The organism is Paenibacillus sp. NPDC057967, from assembly GCF_042887015.1.
In the GTDB taxonomy this organism is placed as follows: Bacteria; Bacillota; Bacilli; order Paenibacillales; family Paenibacillaceae; genus Pristimantibacillus.
In genome coordinates this window covers 40,583-59,667 of the sequence record NZ_JBHVQB010000004.1, presented here as the reverse complement: position 1 = coordinate 59,667, position 19,085 = coordinate 40,583, and the positions used below count along the sequence as shown (strand labels likewise).

The window sequence follows — 19,085 nt, the reverse complement described above, 5'->3', positions numbered from 1 at the left end:
TACAATCACATACAGGGTGCTGCTCTTTTCATATAGGACTAAGTACGAATCGTCTTCAGAGCGCCGCTCCATGTGATGACTTGATCCAGCATGCCATTCACATTGGTCAAGTGCAGGTCGGCAGGCTTGAATACGGTGCCGTTCTCGAAGTCTGTGAATAGCGACAATGCCGCATGAACGCGAACGTCGGCGACGGATACCTCGCCCAGAATGCCTCTCAGATGCTCTACGGCGCGTGCGCCACCGACGGAGCCGTAGCTGACGAAGCCGGCCGCTTTGTTGTTCCACGCGTCGCGAGCATAATCGATCGCATTTTTAAGCGCTCCGGAGATGCTATGGTTGTATTCTTGCACGATAAAGACGAAGCCGTCCAGGCTCGCCAGCTTAGTATTCCACTTGGTCGCTTGCTCCGTTGCATCCTCTTCGCCAAGAAGAGGCAGCTTGTAGTCCGCAATATCGACGATTTCATAGTTGGCATCGCCGCGTTTATCCGCAATTCCTTTTACCCATTCGCCTACCTGCGGGCTTACACGCCCTTGACGGGTGCTTCCGAGAATAATTCCGATATTCAGCTTTGACATCATGATGTCCTCCTTATTATCATTATTAGATGCGGTGCTGGCTGTAAGCGATGAGTCGCTGCATCCAGTTCCGTTTCAACCAATCTTTTACACTTATAGATTATGCGGCTGTATGCCTCATTTCATACATGATTTAATGGTAAATCAGCCAGCAGGGGAGACATCATGGCAATCATACGAAATTTGCGCAAGGAAGATAACACGGCGATCGAGCTGGTCGTTCGCAGCTGCCTGATCGAATTCGGCGGCAACAGGGCCGGACTGGCGTGGGAGGATGCTAGCTTAGAGGATCTTTTTCACTATTATGATGAACATCCACATGCTTCATATTGGGTAGTGGAGCTGGATGGACAGGTTGTCGGCGGCTGCGGGATTGCGCCGTTCGCGGAGTCGGAGATGATCTGCGAGCTGCAGAAGATGTATTTGCTTCCTCAAATAAGAGGGACAGGGATAGCTGGCTCGCTGCTTCAAACGGCACTGGAATTTGCGAAGTTGCATTACCGACATTGTTATCTCGAGACGCTTCAGACGATGGGCGCTGCTAATCGCTTCTATGCCAAGCACGGATTCAAGCAGCTTGACGAGCCTCTTGCCGGCTCAGAGCATTATGCATGCGATGCTTGGTTTATGAAGGAACTGTAGGCAGGGATCACAACTTTTTGCTGGATCAAATTTCCTATACCGTATAAAATGGGAGTAGAAACTTGCGGACAGGGAGAGAAACACGAATTTGACAAGACAACAGATTAGTTACCAGACGGTTATCCGCCTCATCAGTTATGGTCTGCTCCTTTCCTTTTTATCGTTTTGGGTGAGCTTTTACCAGTATCCTTTTTGGGCTGACTATATGAAAACGAGCGGCACCATCGTCTATCTGTTCGTCACCGTCATTCTGGCATTGTGGCTGGATGGATATATCGACGGGAAGCCGAGAGAGAGTGCCAACCGTTTTCTTTTCTTTACCCTTTTTGCAGGCAGCACAATCATGTCACGAGTCATCTATGGACGAATGGATGGGGCAGACCATGAAATCTTGCTGGTCATCACGGCCTCACTGCCTTATATGATCTATACCTTCTATCTGCTTCGCAAGTTTGTGGCATTCCTCACCAGGAAGACAGGACAAGAGCTAGGCTCGTTATGGAATATTTTCTTTATCGGCAGAATCATTTATGCCATCGTGATGGGAACAGCCTTTTTGTTGGGATATGCCACGCATGTCCTGTTATTAGAAGTATGGGGGAATCCGTGATGAACATTAGTGCAGCGGAATGTACAGATTTGTCTGCTATATTGCAGCTGCAAATCGAAGCCTACCAAAGCGAAGCGGAGCTGTATCAAGATTACAGCATCCAGCCGCTTACACAAACGATTGAGGAGCTGGAGCTGGAGCTTGCAGATGGTATCTTGCTGAAGGCCGAGCAAGACGGACGCATTATCGGCTCGGTGAGGGGACACCTACAGGAGGGTATTCTGTCGATCGGCAAGCTGATCGTCGCTCCGTCCCATCAAAATCAAGGGATCGGCACCAAGCTCATGAAGGCCATTGAGGCTTGGGACGCCGAAGCCCGTCGTTTCGAATTGTTCACCGGTCACAAGAGCTTGAAGAACCTGGCGTTGTATGAACGGCTAGGTTACTGCAGATTCAAGGAATTTCTGGTGAATGACAATCTTATTTTGGTTTATCTCGCCAAAACGAACGCTTAGTCCTGGTCCATTAGCATCCGGACAAAGGAGTCTGCCGCTAACGACAGGTTCATGTCGCGGCGCAGGGCCAGTCCGATGCTGCGGGAGGGGAGTGCTTCCTCCAGTTGAAGCTCGAATAACTCTCCAGCCTTTACTTCCTCTTGGATAAAAGAGCGGTTGATGAATGCTGCTCCATATCCCAGCATGGCGAATTCAACTAACAGATCGACGCTTCCAAGCTCGATATCCGGCTTCATCTCCACGCCCCTTCGATTCAGCCACTCATCAATCGCGCTTCTTGTACTGCTGCCCGGTGACATCATGAGCAGCGGCAATTGCGCCAATTCCTGCGAAGCCAAGGTCCGATTCGACCATTCCTTGAATCGCTTGCCAACGACGAAACAATGCTCGAACGAGGCAAGCTCTCGTATTTGAAGCATAGGGTCGATCAGCGGCATATGCACAATGCCGCAATCCAGCAGCCCGTCCTTCAGCCGATTGGCAATATCGGGCGATTTGCCGTGCGACAGCCGGATGCGGATACCCGGATATTGCTGATGATATCGGTTCAAATAAGGAAGCAGCACATGCTTAATCAATGAATCGCTCGCTCCGATCCGCAGCTCGCCTTCATTCAGCTGCTTCATCTCCCGAATATAATGCTGCCCGGCATCCAATAACAAAAAGGATTGCTCCACATAAGCCAGCAGCGATCTGCCTTCTTCGGTAAGCGATACCCCCTTGGACATCCGGTGGAAGAGCTTCAGTCCAAGAGCATCCTCCATTTGCTTAATCGCATAGCTCACAGATGGCTGGGTAATATGAAGCTGCTGGGCAGCCTTCGTCAAATTCCCTTGCTTCGCCGTTTGCAGAAAAATACGATACCATTCCAGATTGATCATGATATAGACCCCCTTTATAACAGAGATAAAGAATTGGCATTTCCTCTATTTCATAGCTCTCATTATAATCAACTCAAGACAGTCAATCAATGAGTAGAGGTGAGAGTATGGAACAACCAAAAAGCATTCCCGATATGGAAGCCCGTACACCATGGTCATCCCATCAAGGATTCAAGCAAGTGAGCATTAGCCCTCCACAGCAGAAGATAGCAGGCACCATCCGTGTCTCGGGAAGCAAAAGCCTTACGAACCGCGCTTTAATCCTGGCTGCGATGGCGGAAGGCACGTCTCGAATAAGCGGTATCCTCAGAAGCGATGACGTGTATTGGTGTATCGAAAATTTGAGGAGTCTGGGTATTAGCATTACTGTTGAGGGAGAAACCGCAATTGTAGACGGATGCGGAGGAAACTGGCCAGTAAAGGAGGGAGAACTGTATGTGGGCGCGGCAGGAACAGTAGCCCGATTCTTGCCAGGCGCGCTGGCGGCTGGACACGGTTCTTGGACCTTCAAGGGAAGCAAGCGGATGGAAGAGCGTCCGATTGCGCCTTTATTAACGGCATTAATGAATCAAGGCGCTTATATCAGCTATCTGAATCAAGAGCATGCCTATCCTTTTGTCTTGGAAGCCAGCGGTTTGAAAGGAGGGACTGTCGAGATAGCTGGTGATCAATCCAGCCAGTTCGTAAGCGGCCTGCTCTTAGCTGCACCATACGCTCGTCAGCCGATAACTCTAAAACTTCAGGGGTCGACGGTGCAGAAGGAATATGTCAACATGACGATAGAATTGATGCGCGCATTTGGCATAGAAGTGGAAGAAGGGGGCGGCTCATACACTATTCCGATAGGAAACTATGCGGCTCGTTCCATTGAATTAGAGCCGGATATATCAACAAGCTGTTATTTCTGGGCTGTGGCAGCTTTGACAGGCGGGCACATACGGACAGAAGGCATTGATGCGGCTCGTACACGCCAGCCCGACATTGAGATGTTAGGCGTACTGGAGCAAATGGGCTGCACGGTGTCGCGCGGAGAGGGTTATGTCGAAGTAGAGGGAGCGGCTCAGTTGCGTGGGGGCTTCGAGATCAGCATGGAACGATGGTCCGATCAGACGCTGACGATGGCGGTGCTTGCGCTGTACGCAGATGCGCCTATCACGTTGAAGGACGCTGCCCATATCCGGCATCACGAATGCGACCGAATTTCAGCCATTTGTACCGAGCTGCGCAGGCTGCAGGTAAACGTAGAGGAGCATCATGACGGATTGACCGTCTATCCGGGAGCTCCGGTCCCGGCTGTGCTGGATTCGTATGACGACCACCGCATGGCCATGGCGTTGTCGCTCATCGGTTTAAGAGTGGACGGCATCACCATTCTCGATCCGGGCTGTGTGTCGAAGACTTGTCCCGATTACTTCGAGCGGCTTCGCGGACTCGGTGTATATTCAATATCTATTAGTCCATAAGCAACAAATATTTCTAAAAAACGTTATGAATAGAAAAAGGAGAGTGGTGTAAAACATGAAAAAGTTTTGGATAGGCATGATTTGCGGAATCATACTTTGTTTTGCCACGGCAGCAGTGGCATCAAAGGCGGTACAAGGTACGCTCTTTCCGAGTAAAATTACGATTTATAACGGCGCACAAGTGAAGGAACTCAGTACGACAAAGGGTACAGTGGTCATAAACTACAAAAATCAAACGTACATTCCATTGCGCCTCTTCTCCGAATCCATGGGATCCAAAGTCAACTTTCAATCTGCATCTTCAGCCAATGGCAATTTGAATCAAATTCAAGTTTTTAGTTCATTAACTTTGTCAGGGCTCCATTTGCAGAGCAATGAAGGCTATGCGTCGGCAGGTCACTTGATGACGAGCAAGAATGACAACGGATATATTGAAGGCGGAATTATCAAATTCAATAAAGAGATGAAGGGCAAGCAGATCGTATTAGAAGCCTTAAAGGATAATGTGGTGGTTGGCGAATCCGATTATTTCTATATCGATAATGAAAATATTAATCCGCCAAAGCCTGGCGACATCAGATCGTTCAAAACTTTTTTATCGTTTGCCTATCCTCATAAAGAGGTCACATTCAGATTGAAAGTGCTTAATTTCGTACATGTAAAGTCTAATCCAATAGGGGAGCTTATGGGACGAGAAGCAGAGTACTACACAGCCCCATTATATGGAGGGATAACGCCACCGTTTGGCTCTGGTGACGGATACTCTATTGCAGATCGAGCCGTTATGCCATTCTCCTTTAGCTTGACTAATGTTAGCGATGATACTCTCGTACTGGATGAAACGCCATTATCTTTTATCGTGTACAAAACAGACCCGGATGGCTCTAATCCGAAAAAGGTGACGGAATACAAGCTTCCGCCTCTGAAGGGCAAGCTTGCCCCTGACGAAGCGTTTGATCTTACTATTCCTTGGTACATGAAAGATGAAACTGGTACAGTCAAACCCGGTGATTATCTAGCCTCGCTGGTCATCCCTGAGAAAATCCATCTTCTTAATGAAACGACGGGAAAGAAACAAGTATGGAATGTAAGCTTAAGGTATGGCACACAGTTTGGTATCAAAATGTTATAGCGTACCCATAAGGCGTCCCTATCGATGATGAAATCGAAGGGACGTTTTTTTGCCTACATGATATAATGGGAATGTATGTTCGAAGGGGTGGATAATCATGAAACTAGAAAATGAGAGCGACATCATTCGTTTAGTAAAAGAGGATAAGTGGATGATGGACATTTTGCACAATGCCCAATCTCTTCAATTGCCTGACTGGTGGGTCTGTGCCGGTTTCGTTCGATCTAAGATATGGGATACGTTGCATGGTTTTACGGCAAGAACGCATCTGCCTGATATTGATGTCATCTATTTTGATAAGCGCAATCTTGATGAAGAAGCAGAAAAGCAGCTGGAACAAAAGCTTAAGCAGTTAGACTCTACCATCCCGTGGTCTGTCAAAAACGAAGCGAGAATGCATGTTGTAAATAACATCCCGCCATATGATTCTTCAGTTGATGCCATCTCCAAATTTCCAGAAACGGCAACAGCCCTGGGGCTATCCTTAGATAAGAACGGCAACGTAGTTCTCACCGCTCCTTGCGGCATAGAGGATGTACTGGGCTTGAACCTGAGGCCAACGCCTTATTTTCAAGAAACGAATGAAAGAGCAAGAATCTATGAAGAGCGTATTCGCAAGAAAAATTGGGTAAGCACTTGGTATAGAATCAATATTCACCTTATTCATCAAGCTCGGTAATGCGTTTTTTCATCCCTTTATCGGCCTGGTAAAGGCAATGTTCCTTTTGTGCGCACATACCTATAAATGATATACTTATCTTATAAGACTAAACCATTAGACTCGTTAATCATTAATGACATTAATTTAAAGGGAATACCTTGATTCAAGCTGACAGCGCATGTGTTTTTGCGATTTCTATTGACGAAAGGGAGAGGGATATGACGATAGCTCATCAGTTTCCGGTTGTAAAAGCAGAGATGCTTATTCGCAGGCCAACCTATGAAGTGTTTGAAGCATTCGCGAACCCGGACATAACGACCAAGTTCTGGTTTACCAAAAGCAGCGGAAGGCTCCTGGCGGGCAGCCATGTTCGTTGGGAGTGGGAGATGTATGGCGTATCCGATGTTCTCCACGTCAAGGAAATTCGCCAGAACGACTATATCCTGCTCGAATCGTCGGACGGTACACTGATTGAATGGGTATTTGCCACACGGGATGAGGACGGCACATTTGTCACGATTGCGAATTCGGGCTTCACCGGCACGGGTGATGAAATCCTCCAGCAAGCGATTGACTCCATGGGCGGATATACGATGGTGCTGTGCGGTCTCAAAGCTTACCTGGAGCATGGCATCATTCTGAATCTGGTTGCGGATAAAGCGCCGGATGCCCATGTGCAGGGATAGCTAACGCATCAACGCAGCAATCCCCCTTAAGTGGAGGAAGAATGCAAAAAATTCGTCACGAACTTCATAGGCGGCTCCCTGCCGGAGGTGTATGCTAAAGGCATTACCTGAAAGCAGGGAGGAGCAAGGAACATGTCGCAAGAATCATCTATGATCGTGCATCAAGCTACGTTGGAACAATTGGAGGAAATCGCCCCGCTTTTTGATGCTTACCGGATATTTTATGGACAGCCATCCGACCTGGAGGGCGCCAGGCAATTCCTGTTCAACCGGTTCGAACATCAACAATCCGTTATCTTCATCGCCATCGAACAAGCAAGCGGAAAGGCTATCGGATTCACGCAATTATATCCCGTCTTTTCTTCCATCTCAATGAGACGCGCCTGGATTCTAAACGATCTGTACGTGCTGGAGCAAGAACGAGGCCGCGGCGCAGCCAAGCTGCTGCTGGAGCAAGCGAAGCGTCATGGACAGCTTACGGGGGCGAAAGGAATCGAGCTGTCAACTGCACCGGATAACTTAATCGCACAAGCTTTGTATGAGAAAAATGGCTATGAGCGCGATGAGACCTTTCTTCATTACTTCTTAACGTTATAGCAAAACCTTTTTGCTAATGATTCCATTGACAGAAAATGGGTAGCGAGCATATAATCGATTAAAGCTTAGTATTTGCATTGGAATTATTGGATAAATGAAACGGCCAATCATGAACCACATAGGGATGCGATACCCGACATACTTGCGTCTACCGGATGACCGGAGACTTCTTATGCACCGCCATAAGAAGTCTCTTTTTGTTTTTCAGAAAATCTAGCTGGCGAGAGGGATCATCTATTCCAATCATCAAAACAGGAGGTGTGCGCTATGAATTTGGAAAATATCGAGGCATTTGTGTTCATTAATCATTATGGGAGCTTTAATAAAGCAGCGGAAGTGCTGTACCTGTCACAACCATCTGTAACGGCCCGTATCCAATCGCTCGAGAGGGAGTTGAACTGCAAGGTGTTCGACAGGCTGGGCAAACAAATTCAGATTACGGAGGAAGGCAGGCGATTCCTGCCTTATGCCCAGCAAATCCTGATGACCTACCAGAAAGGAAAGCTGCACACGAATCAGAAGAAGTCGCTGCCCGACGAGCTGCGGATCGGCAGTACGTTGTCTGTATCGAATTATATCATTCCCGATCTGCTTCCAAGGCTTAAGGACCGATTTCCGAATACGCACTTCAAGCTCATTACCGGCACGTCCGATGATATTATTCATAAAGTCATTAACAAGGAAGCGGACATCGGCTTCATTCGCAACATTAGCCATCCGAATCTGCAATCGGTGAAGTTTTTTGAAGATCCGATACGCTTGTACGTCTACGAGGGACATCCGTTCTTGTCCGAAACACGAATTCCCATTGATGAAATAGCGGCACAGCCGCTCGTGTTCTTCGAATGCGGGGCGCTCGACTGGCTGCGCATCCACCGCATATTCGGCAGTCTGGACAGACCGCCCAATATTCAATTCCTGGTCGACAACTCAGAGACCGCGAAGAAGCTCGTCATGCAGAAGGCAGGCATCAGCTTCTTGCCCAGCCAAAGCGTCCAGCAAGAAACACGCGAGGGCAAGCTTATTCCGATTCGGTTGCCGGATACGGAGGGCATCTCGCTGCAGACCAACCTGATTTCATGCCACGGCAAAAACGCCTTGTTCCTCTCAGCCATCAGCGAATTCGGCAAGGAGCTGTCGATGCGCAGGGATGGACTAATCGCTTCAATCGGCTAGCAGTTGAATGGGATCTATGGAAACAAGTTTTCCTATCAAATTATTGGATCGTTGTATAGATTTTCTCTATTATGGGACGGATTGACCGCCTGGAAAGGCGAGTGCTACAGTTAGTTCAGCCATAAACCGCACTTAACCTGTAGGATTTATGAGTTTAATAAAAAACCATTGGAGGAACCTGTTTTGAAAAAAATATCCGTTATCGCTTTAGCACTTGTCTTCACGCTTGCGGCATCCGCCTGCTCCAGCGAATCCAGCCCTGCTTCATCAAGCGGTGCGCAAAAAATTGTGATCGGCACCGGCAACGACTTTGAGCAAATTGCTTTCCTGGATGACAAAAACAATTTGACCGGCTTCGACGTCGAGCTTTTGCGCGAAATCGACAAGCGTCTGGACGACTATGAGTTTGAATTCCAAACGATGGATTTCTCCAACATTCTGCTCAGCCTGGAGACGAAGAAGGTCGATCTGGCCGCCCATCTCTTCGAGAAGAATCCGGAGCGCGTCGAGAAGTTTCTATTTAATGAAGAGCCTTATGCTTATTGGAGAAACAAAATCATTATCGCTTCAGACAACAACGACTCCGTTCAGACTCTGGACGATCTGGTAGGGAAGAAGGTGCTTGTCGGGCCTACCAGCGCACAAGCTCAAATTCTGGAGAACTACAATAAGGAACATAAGGAAGGTATTCATATCGTCTATCAGCAAAACGACGCCAATGACGATGTCATTCAAATTACTTCCGGCCGCGTCTACGCGACGCTCGGCGCAGATTTCTTGCTCCCGATCAAGGACCCGCAGGGCAAGCTGAAGACGGTAGGCGAATCGCTGAACGAAGGAAACATACAGTACGTCTTCCGCAAGGATGATCCAGATTCCAAGAAGCTTGCCGATGCGGTAGACGCTGCAGTCAAAGAGCTGAAAGCGGATGGCACGCTCAAGAAGATAAGCGAGGAATGGCTTGGCCAGGACTTCTCCAAATAATGCGCCAGGCAGCCCGTTAGCCGGGCTGCCGAAAGTGGGGTGAGGACGATAGATGGGGCAACATCCATTTGATATCTCCTATGTATTCGAATATTTCGTCAGACTGCTGCCGTCCCTGCGCATTACGCTTTATATCGTAGTTAGCTCGATCCTTCTCGGCTTGATTGTCGGTCTGCTCGTCGCGCTGCCGCAGTTGTACCGTGTGCCGGTGCTGCAGCGATTGGCGCGTATCTACATTTCTTTTTTCCGGGGAACACCGATTCTGATCCAGCTGTTTCTATTCTATTACGGCATGCCAGAGCTGCTGAAGCTGATCCATATCGATGTCAGCAAGACGCCAACCTTGTTTTTTGTCATTCTGACGTACTCGCTTCATAGCGGGGCGTATATCTCAGAGGTCATTCGCGGGGCTGTCACAGCGGTCGACAGGGGGCAAGTCGAGGCAGCGTATGCAATGGGGATGAATGGCTATCAGGCTTTTGTCCGTATTGTTATCCCGCAAGCGCTGGCGATTTCGATACCGGTATTCTCCAATGTCGTACTCGGCAATCTGAAGGATACGTCACTGGCTTTCTCTTTAGGCATACTCGAAATTACGGGAAAGGCGCAGACGATCGGCACGCTGTCGCAGCGCTTCGCCGAAATCTATCTGTCGCTCGCGCTTCTGTACTTTATCATCTGCGTAGTGCTGGAGCGATTGTTCTTCCGGCTGGAGAGAAGGCTTCTGCGTCATGAGCACTCCGCAGAAGCAGAGCAACGGCTGCGTCGCATAGAAGGTTCTTTCTTCGGCAGGGTGACCAATGCGGCGAAGCTACGCAATAAGGAGGCCAGACTATGAAACTCGATCCTTCCTTCATCTGGACGGCATTTACGCTGTTATTGTCCGCAATCCCGACAACGCTAATTATTACGGCAGTAGCCATGGGCTGCGGGACGATCATCGGCACAACGGTCGCTTTGATCCGAATCTACCGTGTGCCTGTGCTGCATCAGCTGGCTGCCGCATACGTGACGTTCATTCGCGGAACGCCGATGCTGACGCATCTGCTGCTTATTTACTTCGGTTTGCCGTATCTCATCGATGGGCTAGCCATTCAGCTTGGATGGTCGTTCCGCTCCGTGTCCATTCCGATGATCGGCTTCGCCTACATCTCGTTTTCGATTACAGCAGGCGCATATTTGTCGGAGGTCATTCGCTCCGGGCTGCTTGCCGTGAATAAGGGGCAGCTGGAAGCGGCGTATTCCCTCGGCATGACGACCAGACAAGCGATGAAAAGAATCGTATTCCCCCAAGCCTTCGCGATCCTGCTGCCCAGCCTGTCCAACAGCACGATCAATATGCTGCATGGCACGACGCTCGCCTTCACCATATCGGTGGTCGACATTAACGCCAAATCGCAAATTATCGCTTCGTCGAACTGGAAGTTCTTCGAAGCTTACATTGCAGCAGCAATCATTTATTGGGGGCTTACGATCTTGATCGAACGAATTACCGCTACCATTGAAAAACGAATCAATCTCTATAACCGGGGTGGAGTTGCATGATCAGGCTGAAGCAAATCAAAAAGTCTTTCGGGCGCCAACATGTGCTAAAGGGGATCGATGTAAGTGTAGAAAAGGGTCAAGTCGTTGCTATATTGGGGCCAAGCGGATCTGGCAAAACAACGCTGCTTCGCTGCATCAACTTCCTGGAGCGGCCAAGCGACGGAGAGATCGAGATAGACGGAATCTCCGTGCAGTGCAAGCGGCCCAGCAAGACAGATATTCATACGCTACGCAAGCAATCCGCAATGGTGTTCCAGCAATATAATCTGTTCCGTCATAAAACAGCTCTGGAGAATGTGATGGAGGGACTTGTCGTCGTGCAGAAGGTTCCGAAGGAGGAAGCGCGCGAACGCAGCATAGCTCTCTTGAAAAAGGTTGGCCTGGAGAACAAGCTGGACGCTTACCCCAGCCAGCTATCAGGCGGACAACAGCAGCGGGTCGGCATCGCGCGGGCGCTGGCGCTGAATCCGAAGGTCATTCTGCTGGATGAGCCGACGTCATCGCTTGATCCGGAGCTTGTCGGCGAGGTGCTGTCGGTCATCCGCAAGATTGCCAAGGAAGGCATCACGATGATTATTGTGACGCATGAGATGGCGTTCGCCCAGGATGTGGCCAGCCACATCATCTTCATGGATGACGGCCTGGTTGTGGAGGAAGGGACTCCGGCCGAGATTTTCAATTCCCCGAAGGAGGAGCGGACGCGGCAATTTCTGAAACGGTATACGCCTGACGGTGTCTATTCCATCTAGGAGGAGGGGATGTATATGACGATCACGCTCGGAATTTTGGATCAAAGCATTGCGTATGCCGGCCAGTCGCCAGCCGAGGCGCTTGCGAACACCGTGAAGCTGGCTCAGCTGGCAGAGGCGCTCGGCTACGAGCGCTTCTGGGTGTCGGAGCATCATGATTCGGCTCAGCTCGCGGGTTCCTCGCCGGAAGTACTGATCGGCTACTTGCTTGCAAGCACGGAGCGGATTCGAATCGGCTCCGGCGGTGTGATGCTTCAGCATTACAGCCCATATAAGGTTGCGGAAAATTTCAATGTACTGGCTTCGCTTGCGCCTGGACGCGTAGAGCTGGGCATCGGACGCGCGCCGGGCGGATTACCGCGTTCGACCAAAGCGCTGCAGTGGAACGATGACGCACGATCATTAAGCGATAAGCTCGCCGAAGTAGAGACGTATATGAGCGGGCCTGCGCCGGACGGCCATCCTCTTGAGGGCTTGAAGGCAAGCCCGATCCCGGAGCAGCCGGCGGACATCTATATACTGGGCACAAGCATCGCCAGCGCGGAACTAGCCGCCGAACGCGGATTGCCTTATGTATTTGCCTTGTTCATCAACAACGATCCCTCCGCCGCCAAGCAGGCATTCGATATATACCGCAGCCGCTTTGCTAGTACGGCAGGTTCAACGCCTCGCTCCATTCTCGCGTTATCTGTCATTGCCGCGGATTCCGACGAGGAAGCTGCGGAGCTGGCGGGCGAGCTGAAGAGTGTCCGGGTGACGCTGACCAGCGGCAAGACGGTAAACGTCAGCACTGAGGAACAGGCACAAGAGTTCGCGCGTCAAGCGGGCGAGTCCTATACGACAGAGGTTCGCGCAGCCCATATTACGAAAGGGACTAAGGAGTCCGTGCGCAGCCGAATCCTGGAATTAGGCCGCCTGTATGGGGTTGAGGAATTTATCATCACAACGGCTGTCGGTGAGTTTGATCAGCGTGTCCGTTCATTCACGCTGCTCAAGGAAGCATTGGCAGAGCAGGTTGTCTAATATCAACGGACACAGCATAAGGAGGCATACAACGTGAGCACATCTGCTGCACAATCCATTCAGAAACAACTTGTCGTGATCAGGCGGCATCTTCATGCTCATCCGGAGCTGTCGCACGAGGAAGTGGAGACAACAGCATATATACGCGAGCAGTTGCAAGAGGCAGGCATTCGCATTGCGGCATTCCCGCTGCGAACCGGCATTGTCGCTGAGGTAGGAGGGCGTAAGGAAGGACCTCTCATCGCCATTCGCGCAGATATCGACGCGCTTCCCATTCATGAGGAGACCGGCCTGCCATTCGCGTCCCAAGTTGCCGGTCGCATGCATGCATGCGGTCATGACTTTCATACAGCAGCCGTGCTGGGGACGGCTTTCTTGCTGAAAGAGCGTGAAGAGACGCTGCCCGGAACGGTTCGCTTCCTGTTCCAGCCGGCGGAAGAGAAGGCGAGGGGCGCGCTTGAAGTGATCGCCAGCGGCGCGCTTGAAGGCGTGCAAGCCATCTTCGGCTTGCATAACAAACCAGACCTGCCGGTTGGAACGATTGGCATTAAGGAAGGGCCAATAATGGCTGCCGCTGACGGCTTTGTGGTGGAAGTAGAGGGACGGGGGAGCCATGCAGCCGTACCGGAAGCATCGGTAGATCCTCTCGTCATCTCCGCTCATATCATTACCGCCTTGCAAACGATCGTGAGCCGCAATGTCGGAGCACTGGAGAGCGCCGTCGTCAGCGTCACCCGGCTGAACAGCGGGACGGCTTGGAATGTCATTCCTGACAAGGCGCTGTTCGACGGCACGCTTCGAACGTTCGACGAGAACGTGCGCACAGCCGTCCGCGAGCGCTTCGAGCGAATTGCAACAAGTGTGGCCCAAGCATTCGGCGGAGCGGCAAACATCCGCTGGCTTGAAGGACCGCCGGCCGTAGTGAATGACGGAGCATGGGCGGAAGCGGCTCGATCTGCTGCGGGGGCTGTCGGACTGACGCCCATTACCCCATTGCCGTCTCCTGCGGGGGAAGATTTTGCATTTTATTTGAGAGAAGTACCCGGATTGTTCGCTTTTCTCGGAACAGAAGGCCCGCAAGAATGGCATCATCCCGCGTTCGATGTCGACGAGAAGGCATTGCCGCTGGGAGCCGCTTTTTTTGCAAAGCTTGCCGAAGACGCCTTGAACCGGTTAACACATACCGCCCAATCCAGTACGAAAGGGAAGATACCGCAATGAGTCAATTGCCAGTCGATATCGAAGCTTATCTGCATACGCATGAGCAGCTAAGCAAAGCCATCGGAGGATTAGCAGAAGAACAATTAAAGTGGAAGGCAGCTCCGGAGTCTTGGAGCGTCACGGAAGTGATTGCCCATCTTGTTGATCATAGCATTGTCATTGCCTTCCGGCTCCGGGAGATCCTATCCGATTCCACAGTACGCTTGCCCGCCTTCAGCCAAGACGCCTGGGTTGCCGGGCAACGGGCGAACGACGGGAATGTTCATGAGTCCCTAAAGCTGTTCCAGTCGCTGCTGGAATACAACAGCGGGATCTTCAATCGGTTAACGCCGGAGGATTGGGAGAAGACCGGGGTGAACGCCAAGGGGGATACCGTTGCGCTGCCTTTGATTGTGAAGTCCTTCATCGCCCATGTCCAGAATCATCTGGGACAATTGGAGAGAATCAAGAGCGCTCTAGCAGCTGAGACCACGAAGTAAGGACAGGTTTGTTCCCGATTTCAGGAACAAGCGTCTCCACCATACCAGGAAAGGCAGGTGAGTGTCATGAGCCGTATTGTCATACGAGAAGCGGAGAAGACCGATGCGGAAGGGATTCAATCCATTATTCTGAATGCTTATAACCAGTATGAGCAGCATCTGCCGCAAGACCGCTGGGAGCAATATCAGGAGGATATGAAGAATGCAGTTCATAATGAGAAAGTGAAAGCGAGAATAGTAGCCGAGCTTGACGGAGAGCTTGTGGGCAGCGTATTCCTGTATGATTCATCCGAAGCGGCCTATGGGCTGCCGGAGCTCGGCATTCATTCACCGATTATGCGCCTGCTGGCCGTCACGACAGGAGCGCGCGGTCACGGCGTAGCCACGTCTTTAATACGCGCCAGTGTTAACCGATCGCTGCAATGGGGGGCCGAGACGCTGCATCTGCATACCAATGACATGATGAGTTCAGCCATTAAGCTCTATGAGCGGCTAGGCTTTGAGCGAGCATACGAGAAGGACATCATTAAAGGAGATTCCGTAGTAAAAAGCTATCGGCTTCTCTTAAGGAGTGAATATTCATGGGTAACCGCAAGCTACTGAAGCTGGGCGCGCTGATTCACGGCGTTGGCGGAAATATTACGGCATGGCGGCATCCCGATGTGCCAGTGGATGCCAGCGTCAGCTTCCCGTTCTACAAGCAGCAAGCTCTGACGGCGGAAGCCGGGAAGTTCGATCTTCTGTTTATTGCCGACGGCCTGTATATTAACGAACAGTCGATTCCGCATTTTCTGAACCGGTTTGAGCCGATTACGATTTTATCCGCACTGGCAGCTGCGACTACCAATATCGGACTGGTCGGCACGCTGTCCAGCTCTTACAGCGAGCCGTTCACCGTTGCCCGCCAGTTCGGCTCCATCGACCATATTAGCGGCGGACGCGCTGGTTGGAACGTAGTCACTTCTCCACTGGAAGGTTCCGCGCGCAACTATAGTAAAGCGGAGCATCCGTCCCATGATGAACGTTATCAGATAGCCGAGGAGTATCTGGAGGTCGTCCGCGGCCTGTGGGACTCTTGGGAGGATGATGCCTTTGTCCGTGATAAGGAAAGCGGCGTCTTCTTCACTCCCGATAAGCTGCACCGCTTGAATCATAAAGGAAAGTATTTCTCCGTGGAAGGACCGCTTAACCTCGCTCGTTCCAGGCAGGGCCACCCTGTCGTCTTTCAGGCCGGTTCCTCCGAAAGCGGCAAGCAGCTCGCCGCCAAGAGCGCAGACGCCGTCTTTACCGGACATGATACGATTGAAGAAGCGAAGGCCTTCTACAAGGAAGTGAAAGACCGGACCGTCCAAGCTGGACGCTCGCGGGACGATATTGTCATTCTGCCGGGCATTGGCCCAATCATCGGACGCACTCAGGAGGAGGCGGACCGCAAGTATGAGGAGCTGGCCAGCCTTGTCAGCATCGACAAAGCGCTGGACTACCTAGGCCGGTTCTTCGATCATCACGACTTCAGGCAATACCCGCTGGACGAACCGTTCCCGGAGCTGGGAGAAATCGGAGCGAACAGCTTCCGAAGCGGTACGGACAAGATCAAGCGGTATGCGAAGGAGTATGGTCTGACGCTCCGCCAGGCAGCACTTCGTTCTGCAACGCCGCGAACGCCGTTCATCGGCACGCCGGAAGCGATTGCGGGCCTGATTCAGCAATGGTATGAGGAGGAAGCGGCTGACGGATTTATCATCTCGCCGCCGCTGCCGGGATTCTTGAAGGATTTCGTCGACCTTGTCGTACCGATTCTGCAGGAGAGAGGACTCTACCGCACCGAATACGAATCCGACACGCTGCGCGGCAATCTGGGTCTGCGCGTCCCGGCCAACCGTTATACGGCAGCCGTTCAACTGAATACGTAGCACTTAACAGTCGCTCATCACCGATCCCGTTCACACGAACGCCGGACCGGGGTTAGCGGCTTTTTTACTGCAACATAGAGCCAATCTTCTTAATCAAATGAAGGAAAACTTTTCTATTCATAGATAGATTTATTCTATTATCCAAACCCTGTCCGCTGCGGTATGCTGAATACAGATAAAGTTAATTAATCTCATAGGAATTATAAGGATTAGTAAATATGCGAATCCCCTTAAGAAAGCAGGTGAATCGACATGGGGGAACTGTTAAGGGTGGAGCAGCTGCAAATTGCGTTCCGCAACGATCAAGGGGAAACCGTCTCGGTAGAGGACGTCAGCTTCACGATCCGGCATGGCGAGACGATGGCGATTGTCGGCGAGTCCGGTTGCGGGAAGAGTGTAACCTCATTAGCCATAATGGGGCTGCTGGGATCAAGTGGCTCCGTTGCAAGAGGCAGCATTCGCTTTCTGGATAAGAACTTGACCGCGGCAACGGAGCAGCAGCTTCGCAAGCTGAGAGGCAGCCAAATCTCTATGATCTTTCAGGAGCCAATGACCTCGCTGAACCCCGTGATGACGATCGGCCGGCAGATCGAGGAAGCAATCAGGCTGCATCAGGGCAGCTCACGCAAGGAAGCCAGGCGACTGGCAATCGACATGCTGCGCAAAGTCGGCATTCCGCGGCCGGAATTCATCGCAAAGGCCTATCCGCATGTGCTCTCCGGCGGCATGCGGCAGAGGGTCATGATCGCTATTGCACTCATCTGTCAGCCTAAGCTGCTTATCGCCGACGAGCCGACTACGGCGCTTGATGTCACTATTCAAGCGCAAATCATTGAACTGATGAAGTCGCTTCAGGCCGAGAACGACACAGCTATTCTGCTGGTCACGCATGATCTCGGAGTCGTTGCCGCAATGGCCGACCAAGTTGCCGTTATGTATGCCGGGCAAATTGTGGAAAGGGCGGATGTCTACACGCTGTTCCGGTCGCCCCGGCATCCCTATACGCAAGGCCTGCTGAACTCCATTCCCCGGCTGGATACGAATGACAGAGGGCGAGCACCCGCTATACCGGGGCACGTTCCCTCGCTTCATGAAATGCCGGCAGGCTGCCGATTTCATCCGCGATGCCCTTATGCGGATTCGAGATGCAGGGAACAGCAGCCCGAGCTCAGTCTGACAAGCGAAGATCATCATGTGAGGTGTTGGCTGACTGTCGCTTCCGAGCCAGATGAAGCCAAGGCACCTGCAAGGCAGAAGGTGGCCCTATGACCGAAGCGGTATCCATTCTTCATGATGAGCCGGCTGTCGAGCGCAAGCCGCTCATGCAGATTGAGCGGGTAAGCACGCATTACCCTATACGCGGTTCCTTAATCACAAGACGGAAGGGTGCGGTCAAAGCAGTGGACGATGTCAGCCTGACGTTGTACGAAGGAGAAACGGTCGGGCTAGTTGGGGAATCCGGCTGCGGCAAGTCGACGCTGGGGCGCACGATCCTTCGGCTGGAGCAGCCAAATAGCGGACGAATCCGGTTCGAAGGCAACGACATTACGAACGCCTCGACTAAGCAGCTTATTCCCGCAAGGATGCGCATGCAGATGATCTTCCAGGACCCGTACGCTTCACTCAATCCCAGAATGCGCATTATCGACACGCTGTCCGAGCCGCTTCTTGTCCATCGGCTAATAAGCCGGTACGAAGTGCGGCGAGAGGTCAACAAGCTGCTGGAGCTGGTCGGACTGCCGGGTTCGGCCGGCAATCGGTATCCCCATGAATTCTCGGGCGGACAACGGCAAAGAATCGGCATTGCCCGGGCATTATCGTTCAGGCCGAAGCTGCTCGTATGCGACGAGCCGGTATCCGCGCTGGATGTGTCGATCCAAGCGCAAATTCTGAACCTGCTGCAGGATTTGCAGGAAGAGCTTAAACTCACGTACTTGTTCATCGCACACGGTATTGGTGCGGTGAAGCAGATCAGCACGCGCGTCGCTGTCATGTATTTGGGGAAAATCGTAGAGCTTGCCGATACAGAAGAGCTGTTCCGTCATCCGCGACATCCCTATACCCGGCTATTGCTTGACGCTTATCCGCCTCCCGATCCGTCATTCAGGCGGAAGGGTGCCCGCGTAATCCTTCATGGCGACGTGCCAAGCCCGGCCAATCCGCCGGCAGGGTGCCGGTTCCATACCCGCTGCCCATACGCCGAGCAGCGATGTCGGATCGACCCGCCCCAGTTGACCGATCAGCGGCATGCCGTAGCATGCCATTACCCGCTAGCTTGAAGCTCATG

Annotated in this window: 22 protein-coding genes; 20 read left to right on the top strand and 2 right to left on the bottom strand. The window is 51.6% G+C overall.

The genetic code is table 11. The features are described from left to right. Positions 1 to 38 precede the first annotated feature (38 nt). The gene (locus tag ACFVSO_RS10535) at positions 39 to 581 is read right to left on the bottom strand and encodes an NADPH-dependent FMN reductase (protein ID WP_387474247.1); all 543 of its coding nucleotides are present in this window, start codon (positions 579 to 581) and stop codon (positions 39 to 41) included. Positions 582 to 746: 165 nt separating this feature from the next. On the opposite strand from ACFVSO_RS10535, the gene ACFVSO_RS10530 reads away from it, so the two are divergent. From ACFVSO_RS10530 to ACFVSO_RS10520, 3 genes are all read left to right on the top strand, one after another. Continuing rightward, positions 747 to 1,223, top strand: a complete 477-nt coding sequence (locus tag ACFVSO_RS10530) for a GNAT family N-acetyltransferase (protein WP_387472990.1) — start codon at positions 747 to 749, stop codon at positions 1,221 to 1,223. Between the two features lie 88 nt (positions 1,224 to 1,311). Further along, positions 1,312 to 1,833 carry a hypothetical protein gene (locus tag ACFVSO_RS10525; RefSeq protein ID WP_387472988.1) on the top strand — a complete coding sequence of 174 codons (522 nt, stop codon included), beginning with the start codon at positions 1,312 to 1,314 and terminating at the stop codon, positions 1,831 to 1,833. Beyond that, entirely contained in the window at positions 1,833 to 2,288 is a 456-nt protein-coding gene (locus tag ACFVSO_RS10520; RefSeq protein ID WP_387472986.1) for a GNAT family N-acetyltransferase, read from the top strand. The genes ACFVSO_RS10525 and ACFVSO_RS10520 overlap by 1 nt, the downstream gene beginning before the upstream one ends. On the opposite strand, the gene ACFVSO_RS10515 is transcribed toward ACFVSO_RS10520, so the two are convergent. Beyond that, entirely contained in the window at positions 2,285 to 3,169 is an 885-nt protein-coding gene (locus tag ACFVSO_RS10515) for a LysR family transcriptional regulator (protein WP_387472984.1), read from the bottom strand. The genes ACFVSO_RS10520 and ACFVSO_RS10515 overlap by 4 nt on opposite strands. A gap of 107 nt (positions 3,170 to 3,276) precedes the next feature. Between ACFVSO_RS10515 and aroA the strand changes: the two genes are divergently transcribed. The 17 genes from aroA to ACFVSO_RS10430 all read left to right on the top strand — a co-directional run bounded on the left by aroA (position 3,277) and on the right by ACFVSO_RS10430 (position 19,077). Then, complete coding sequence (gene aroA, locus ACFVSO_RS10510; RefSeq protein ID WP_387472982.1) at positions 3,277 to 4,632, top strand: 3-phosphoshikimate 1-carboxyvinyltransferase; 1,356 nt, start codon at positions 3,277 to 3,279, stop codon at positions 4,630 to 4,632. A gap of 55 nt (positions 4,633 to 4,687) precedes the next feature. Next, positions 4,688 to 5,764, top strand: a complete 1,077-nt coding sequence (locus ACFVSO_RS10505; RefSeq protein ID WP_387472980.1) for a hypothetical protein — start codon at positions 4,688 to 4,690, stop codon at positions 5,762 to 5,764. Between the two features lie 97 nt (positions 5,765 to 5,861). Continuing rightward, positions 5,862 to 6,443 (top strand): nucleotidyltransferase family protein, encoded by a 582-nt coding sequence (locus ACFVSO_RS10500; RefSeq protein WP_387472978.1) that lies wholly within the window; start codon positions 5,862 to 5,864, stop codon positions 6,441 to 6,443. Between the two features lie 200 nt (positions 6,444 to 6,643). Continuing rightward, complete coding sequence (locus ACFVSO_RS10495) at positions 6,644 to 7,111, top strand: SRPBCC family protein (RefSeq protein ID WP_387472976.1); 468 nt, start codon at positions 6,644 to 6,646, stop codon at positions 7,109 to 7,111. A 132-nt stretch (positions 7,112 to 7,243) separates the two neighbouring features. Continuing rightward, positions 7,244 to 7,708 (top strand): GNAT family N-acetyltransferase, encoded by a 465-nt coding sequence (locus ACFVSO_RS10490; RefSeq protein ID WP_387472974.1) that lies wholly within the window; start codon positions 7,244 to 7,246, stop codon positions 7,706 to 7,708. 267 nt (positions 7,709 to 7,975) lie between these two features. Next, the gene (locus tag ACFVSO_RS10485) at positions 7,976 to 8,884 is read left to right on the top strand and encodes a LysR family transcriptional regulator (protein WP_387472972.1); all 909 of its coding nucleotides are present in this window, start codon (positions 7,976 to 7,978) and stop codon (positions 8,882 to 8,884) included. 183 nt (positions 8,885 to 9,067) lie between these two features. Further along, on the top strand, positions 9,068 to 9,868 hold the full coding sequence (locus ACFVSO_RS10480; protein WP_387472970.1) for a transporter substrate-binding domain-containing protein: 801 nt from the start codon (positions 9,068 to 9,070) through the stop codon (positions 9,866 to 9,868). Positions 9,869 to 9,920: 52 nt separating this feature from the next. Next, on the top strand, positions 9,921 to 10,706 hold the full coding sequence (locus tag ACFVSO_RS10475; protein ID WP_387472968.1) for an amino acid ABC transporter permease: 786 nt from the start codon (positions 9,921 to 9,923) through the stop codon (positions 10,704 to 10,706). After that, complete coding sequence (locus tag ACFVSO_RS10470) at positions 10,703 to 11,413, top strand: amino acid ABC transporter permease (protein WP_387472966.1); 711 nt, start codon at positions 10,703 to 10,705, stop codon at positions 11,411 to 11,413. Before ACFVSO_RS10475 ends, ACFVSO_RS10470 begins: the two co-directional genes overlap by 4 nt. After that, positions 11,410 to 12,162 (top strand): amino acid ABC transporter ATP-binding protein, encoded by a 753-nt coding sequence (locus tag ACFVSO_RS10465; RefSeq protein WP_387472964.1) that lies wholly within the window; start codon positions 11,410 to 11,412, stop codon positions 12,160 to 12,162. The genes ACFVSO_RS10470 and ACFVSO_RS10465 overlap by 4 nt, the downstream gene beginning before the upstream one ends. Positions 12,163 to 12,177: 15 nt before the next feature. Next, entirely contained in the window at positions 12,178 to 13,185 is a 1,008-nt protein-coding gene (locus ACFVSO_RS10460; protein ID WP_387472962.1) for an LLM class flavin-dependent oxidoreductase, read from the top strand. A gap of 33 nt (positions 13,186 to 13,218) precedes the next feature. Beyond that, on the top strand, positions 13,219 to 14,406 hold the full coding sequence (locus ACFVSO_RS10455) for an amidohydrolase (protein ID WP_387472960.1): 1,188 nt from the start codon (positions 13,219 to 13,221) through the stop codon (positions 14,404 to 14,406). Beyond that, a complete protein-coding gene (locus tag ACFVSO_RS10450) occupies positions 14,403 to 14,885 on the top strand; it encodes a DinB family protein (protein ID WP_387472958.1) in 483 nt (160 codons plus the stop codon). The genes ACFVSO_RS10455 and ACFVSO_RS10450 overlap by 4 nt, the downstream gene beginning before the upstream one ends. Before the next feature lie 66 nt (positions 14,886 to 14,951). Further along, positions 14,952 to 15,488, top strand: a complete 537-nt coding sequence (locus ACFVSO_RS10445; protein ID WP_387472956.1) for a GNAT family N-acetyltransferase — start codon at positions 14,952 to 14,954, stop codon at positions 15,486 to 15,488. Beyond that, the gene (locus tag ACFVSO_RS10440) at positions 15,467 to 16,798 is read left to right on the top strand and encodes an LLM class flavin-dependent oxidoreductase (RefSeq protein WP_387472954.1); all 1,332 of its coding nucleotides are present in this window, start codon (positions 15,467 to 15,469) and stop codon (positions 16,796 to 16,798) included. Before ACFVSO_RS10445 ends, ACFVSO_RS10440 begins: the two co-directional genes overlap by 22 nt. A 252-nt stretch (positions 16,799 to 17,050) precedes the next feature. Continuing rightward, positions 17,051 to 18,067, top strand: a complete 1,017-nt coding sequence (locus ACFVSO_RS10435) for an ABC transporter ATP-binding protein (protein WP_387472952.1) — start codon at positions 17,051 to 17,053, stop codon at positions 18,065 to 18,067. Further along, positions 18,064 to 19,077 (top strand): ABC transporter ATP-binding protein, encoded by a 1,014-nt coding sequence (locus tag ACFVSO_RS10430; protein ID WP_387472950.1) that lies wholly within the window; start codon positions 18,064 to 18,066, stop codon positions 19,075 to 19,077. Before ACFVSO_RS10435 ends, ACFVSO_RS10430 begins: the two co-directional genes overlap by 4 nt. Positions 19,078 to 19,085 lie beyond the last annotated feature (8 nt).

Bases quoted from the DNA above. Each gene is read 5' to 3' on its own strand.
- ACFVSO_RS10520 (WP_387472986.1), top strand. From the start codon at position 1,833: ATGAACATTAGTGCAGCGGAATGTACAGATTTGTCTGCTATATTGCAG.
- ACFVSO_RS10475 (WP_387472968.1), top strand. From the start codon at position 9,921: ATGGGGCAACATCCATTTGATATCTCCTATGTATTCGAATATTTCGTC.
- ACFVSO_RS10485 (WP_387472972.1), top strand. From the start codon at position 7,976: ATGAATTTGGAAAATATCGAGGCATTTGTGTTCATTAATCATTATGGG.
- ACFVSO_RS10460 (WP_387472962.1), top strand. From the start codon at position 12,178: ATGACGATCACGCTCGGAATTTTGGATCAAAGCATTGCGTATGCCGGC.
- ACFVSO_RS10465 (WP_387472964.1), top strand. From the start codon at position 11,410: ATGATCAGGCTGAAGCAAATCAAAAAGTCTTTCGGGCGCCAACATGTG.
- ACFVSO_RS10450 (WP_387472958.1), top strand. From the start codon at position 14,403: ATGAGTCAATTGCCAGTCGATATCGAAGCTTATCTGCATACGCATGAG.
- ACFVSO_RS10530 (WP_387472990.1), top strand. From the start codon at position 747: ATGGCAATCATACGAAATTTGCGCAAGGAAGATAACACGGCGATCGAG.
- ACFVSO_RS10430 (WP_387472950.1), top strand. From the start codon at position 18,064: ATGACCGAAGCGGTATCCATTCTTCATGATGAGCCGGCTGTCGAGCGC.
- ACFVSO_RS10500 (WP_387472978.1), top strand. From the start codon at position 5,862: ATGAAACTAGAAAATGAGAGCGACATCATTCGTTTAGTAAAAGAGGAT.
- aroA (WP_387472982.1), top strand. From the start codon at position 3,277: ATGGAACAACCAAAAAGCATTCCCGATATGGAAGCCCGTACACCATGG.
- ACFVSO_RS10470 (WP_387472966.1), top strand. From the start codon at position 10,703: ATGAAACTCGATCCTTCCTTCATCTGGACGGCATTTACGCTGTTATTG.
- ACFVSO_RS10490 (WP_387472974.1), top strand. From the start codon at position 7,244: ATGTCGCAAGAATCATCTATGATCGTGCATCAAGCTACGTTGGAACAA.
- ACFVSO_RS10515 (WP_387472984.1), bottom strand. From the start codon at position 3,169: ATGATCAATCTGGAATGGTATCGTATTTTTCTGCAAACGGCGAAGCAA.
- ACFVSO_RS10440 (WP_387472954.1), top strand. From the start codon at position 15,467: ATGGGTAACCGCAAGCTACTGAAGCTGGGCGCGCTGATTCACGGCGTT.
- ACFVSO_RS10505 (WP_387472980.1), top strand. From the start codon at position 4,688: ATGAAAAAGTTTTGGATAGGCATGATTTGCGGAATCATACTTTGTTTT.
- ACFVSO_RS10535 (WP_387474247.1), bottom strand. From the start codon at position 581: ATGTCAAAGCTGAATATCGGAATTATTCTCGGAAGCACCCGTCAAGGG.
- ACFVSO_RS10445 (WP_387472956.1), top strand. From the start codon at position 14,952: ATGAGCCGTATTGTCATACGAGAAGCGGAGAAGACCGATGCGGAAGGG.
- ACFVSO_RS10495 (WP_387472976.1), top strand. From the start codon at position 6,644: ATGACGATAGCTCATCAGTTTCCGGTTGTAAAAGCAGAGATGCTTATT.
- ACFVSO_RS10435 (WP_387472952.1), top strand. From the start codon at position 17,051: ATGGGGGAACTGTTAAGGGTGGAGCAGCTGCAAATTGCGTTCCGCAAC.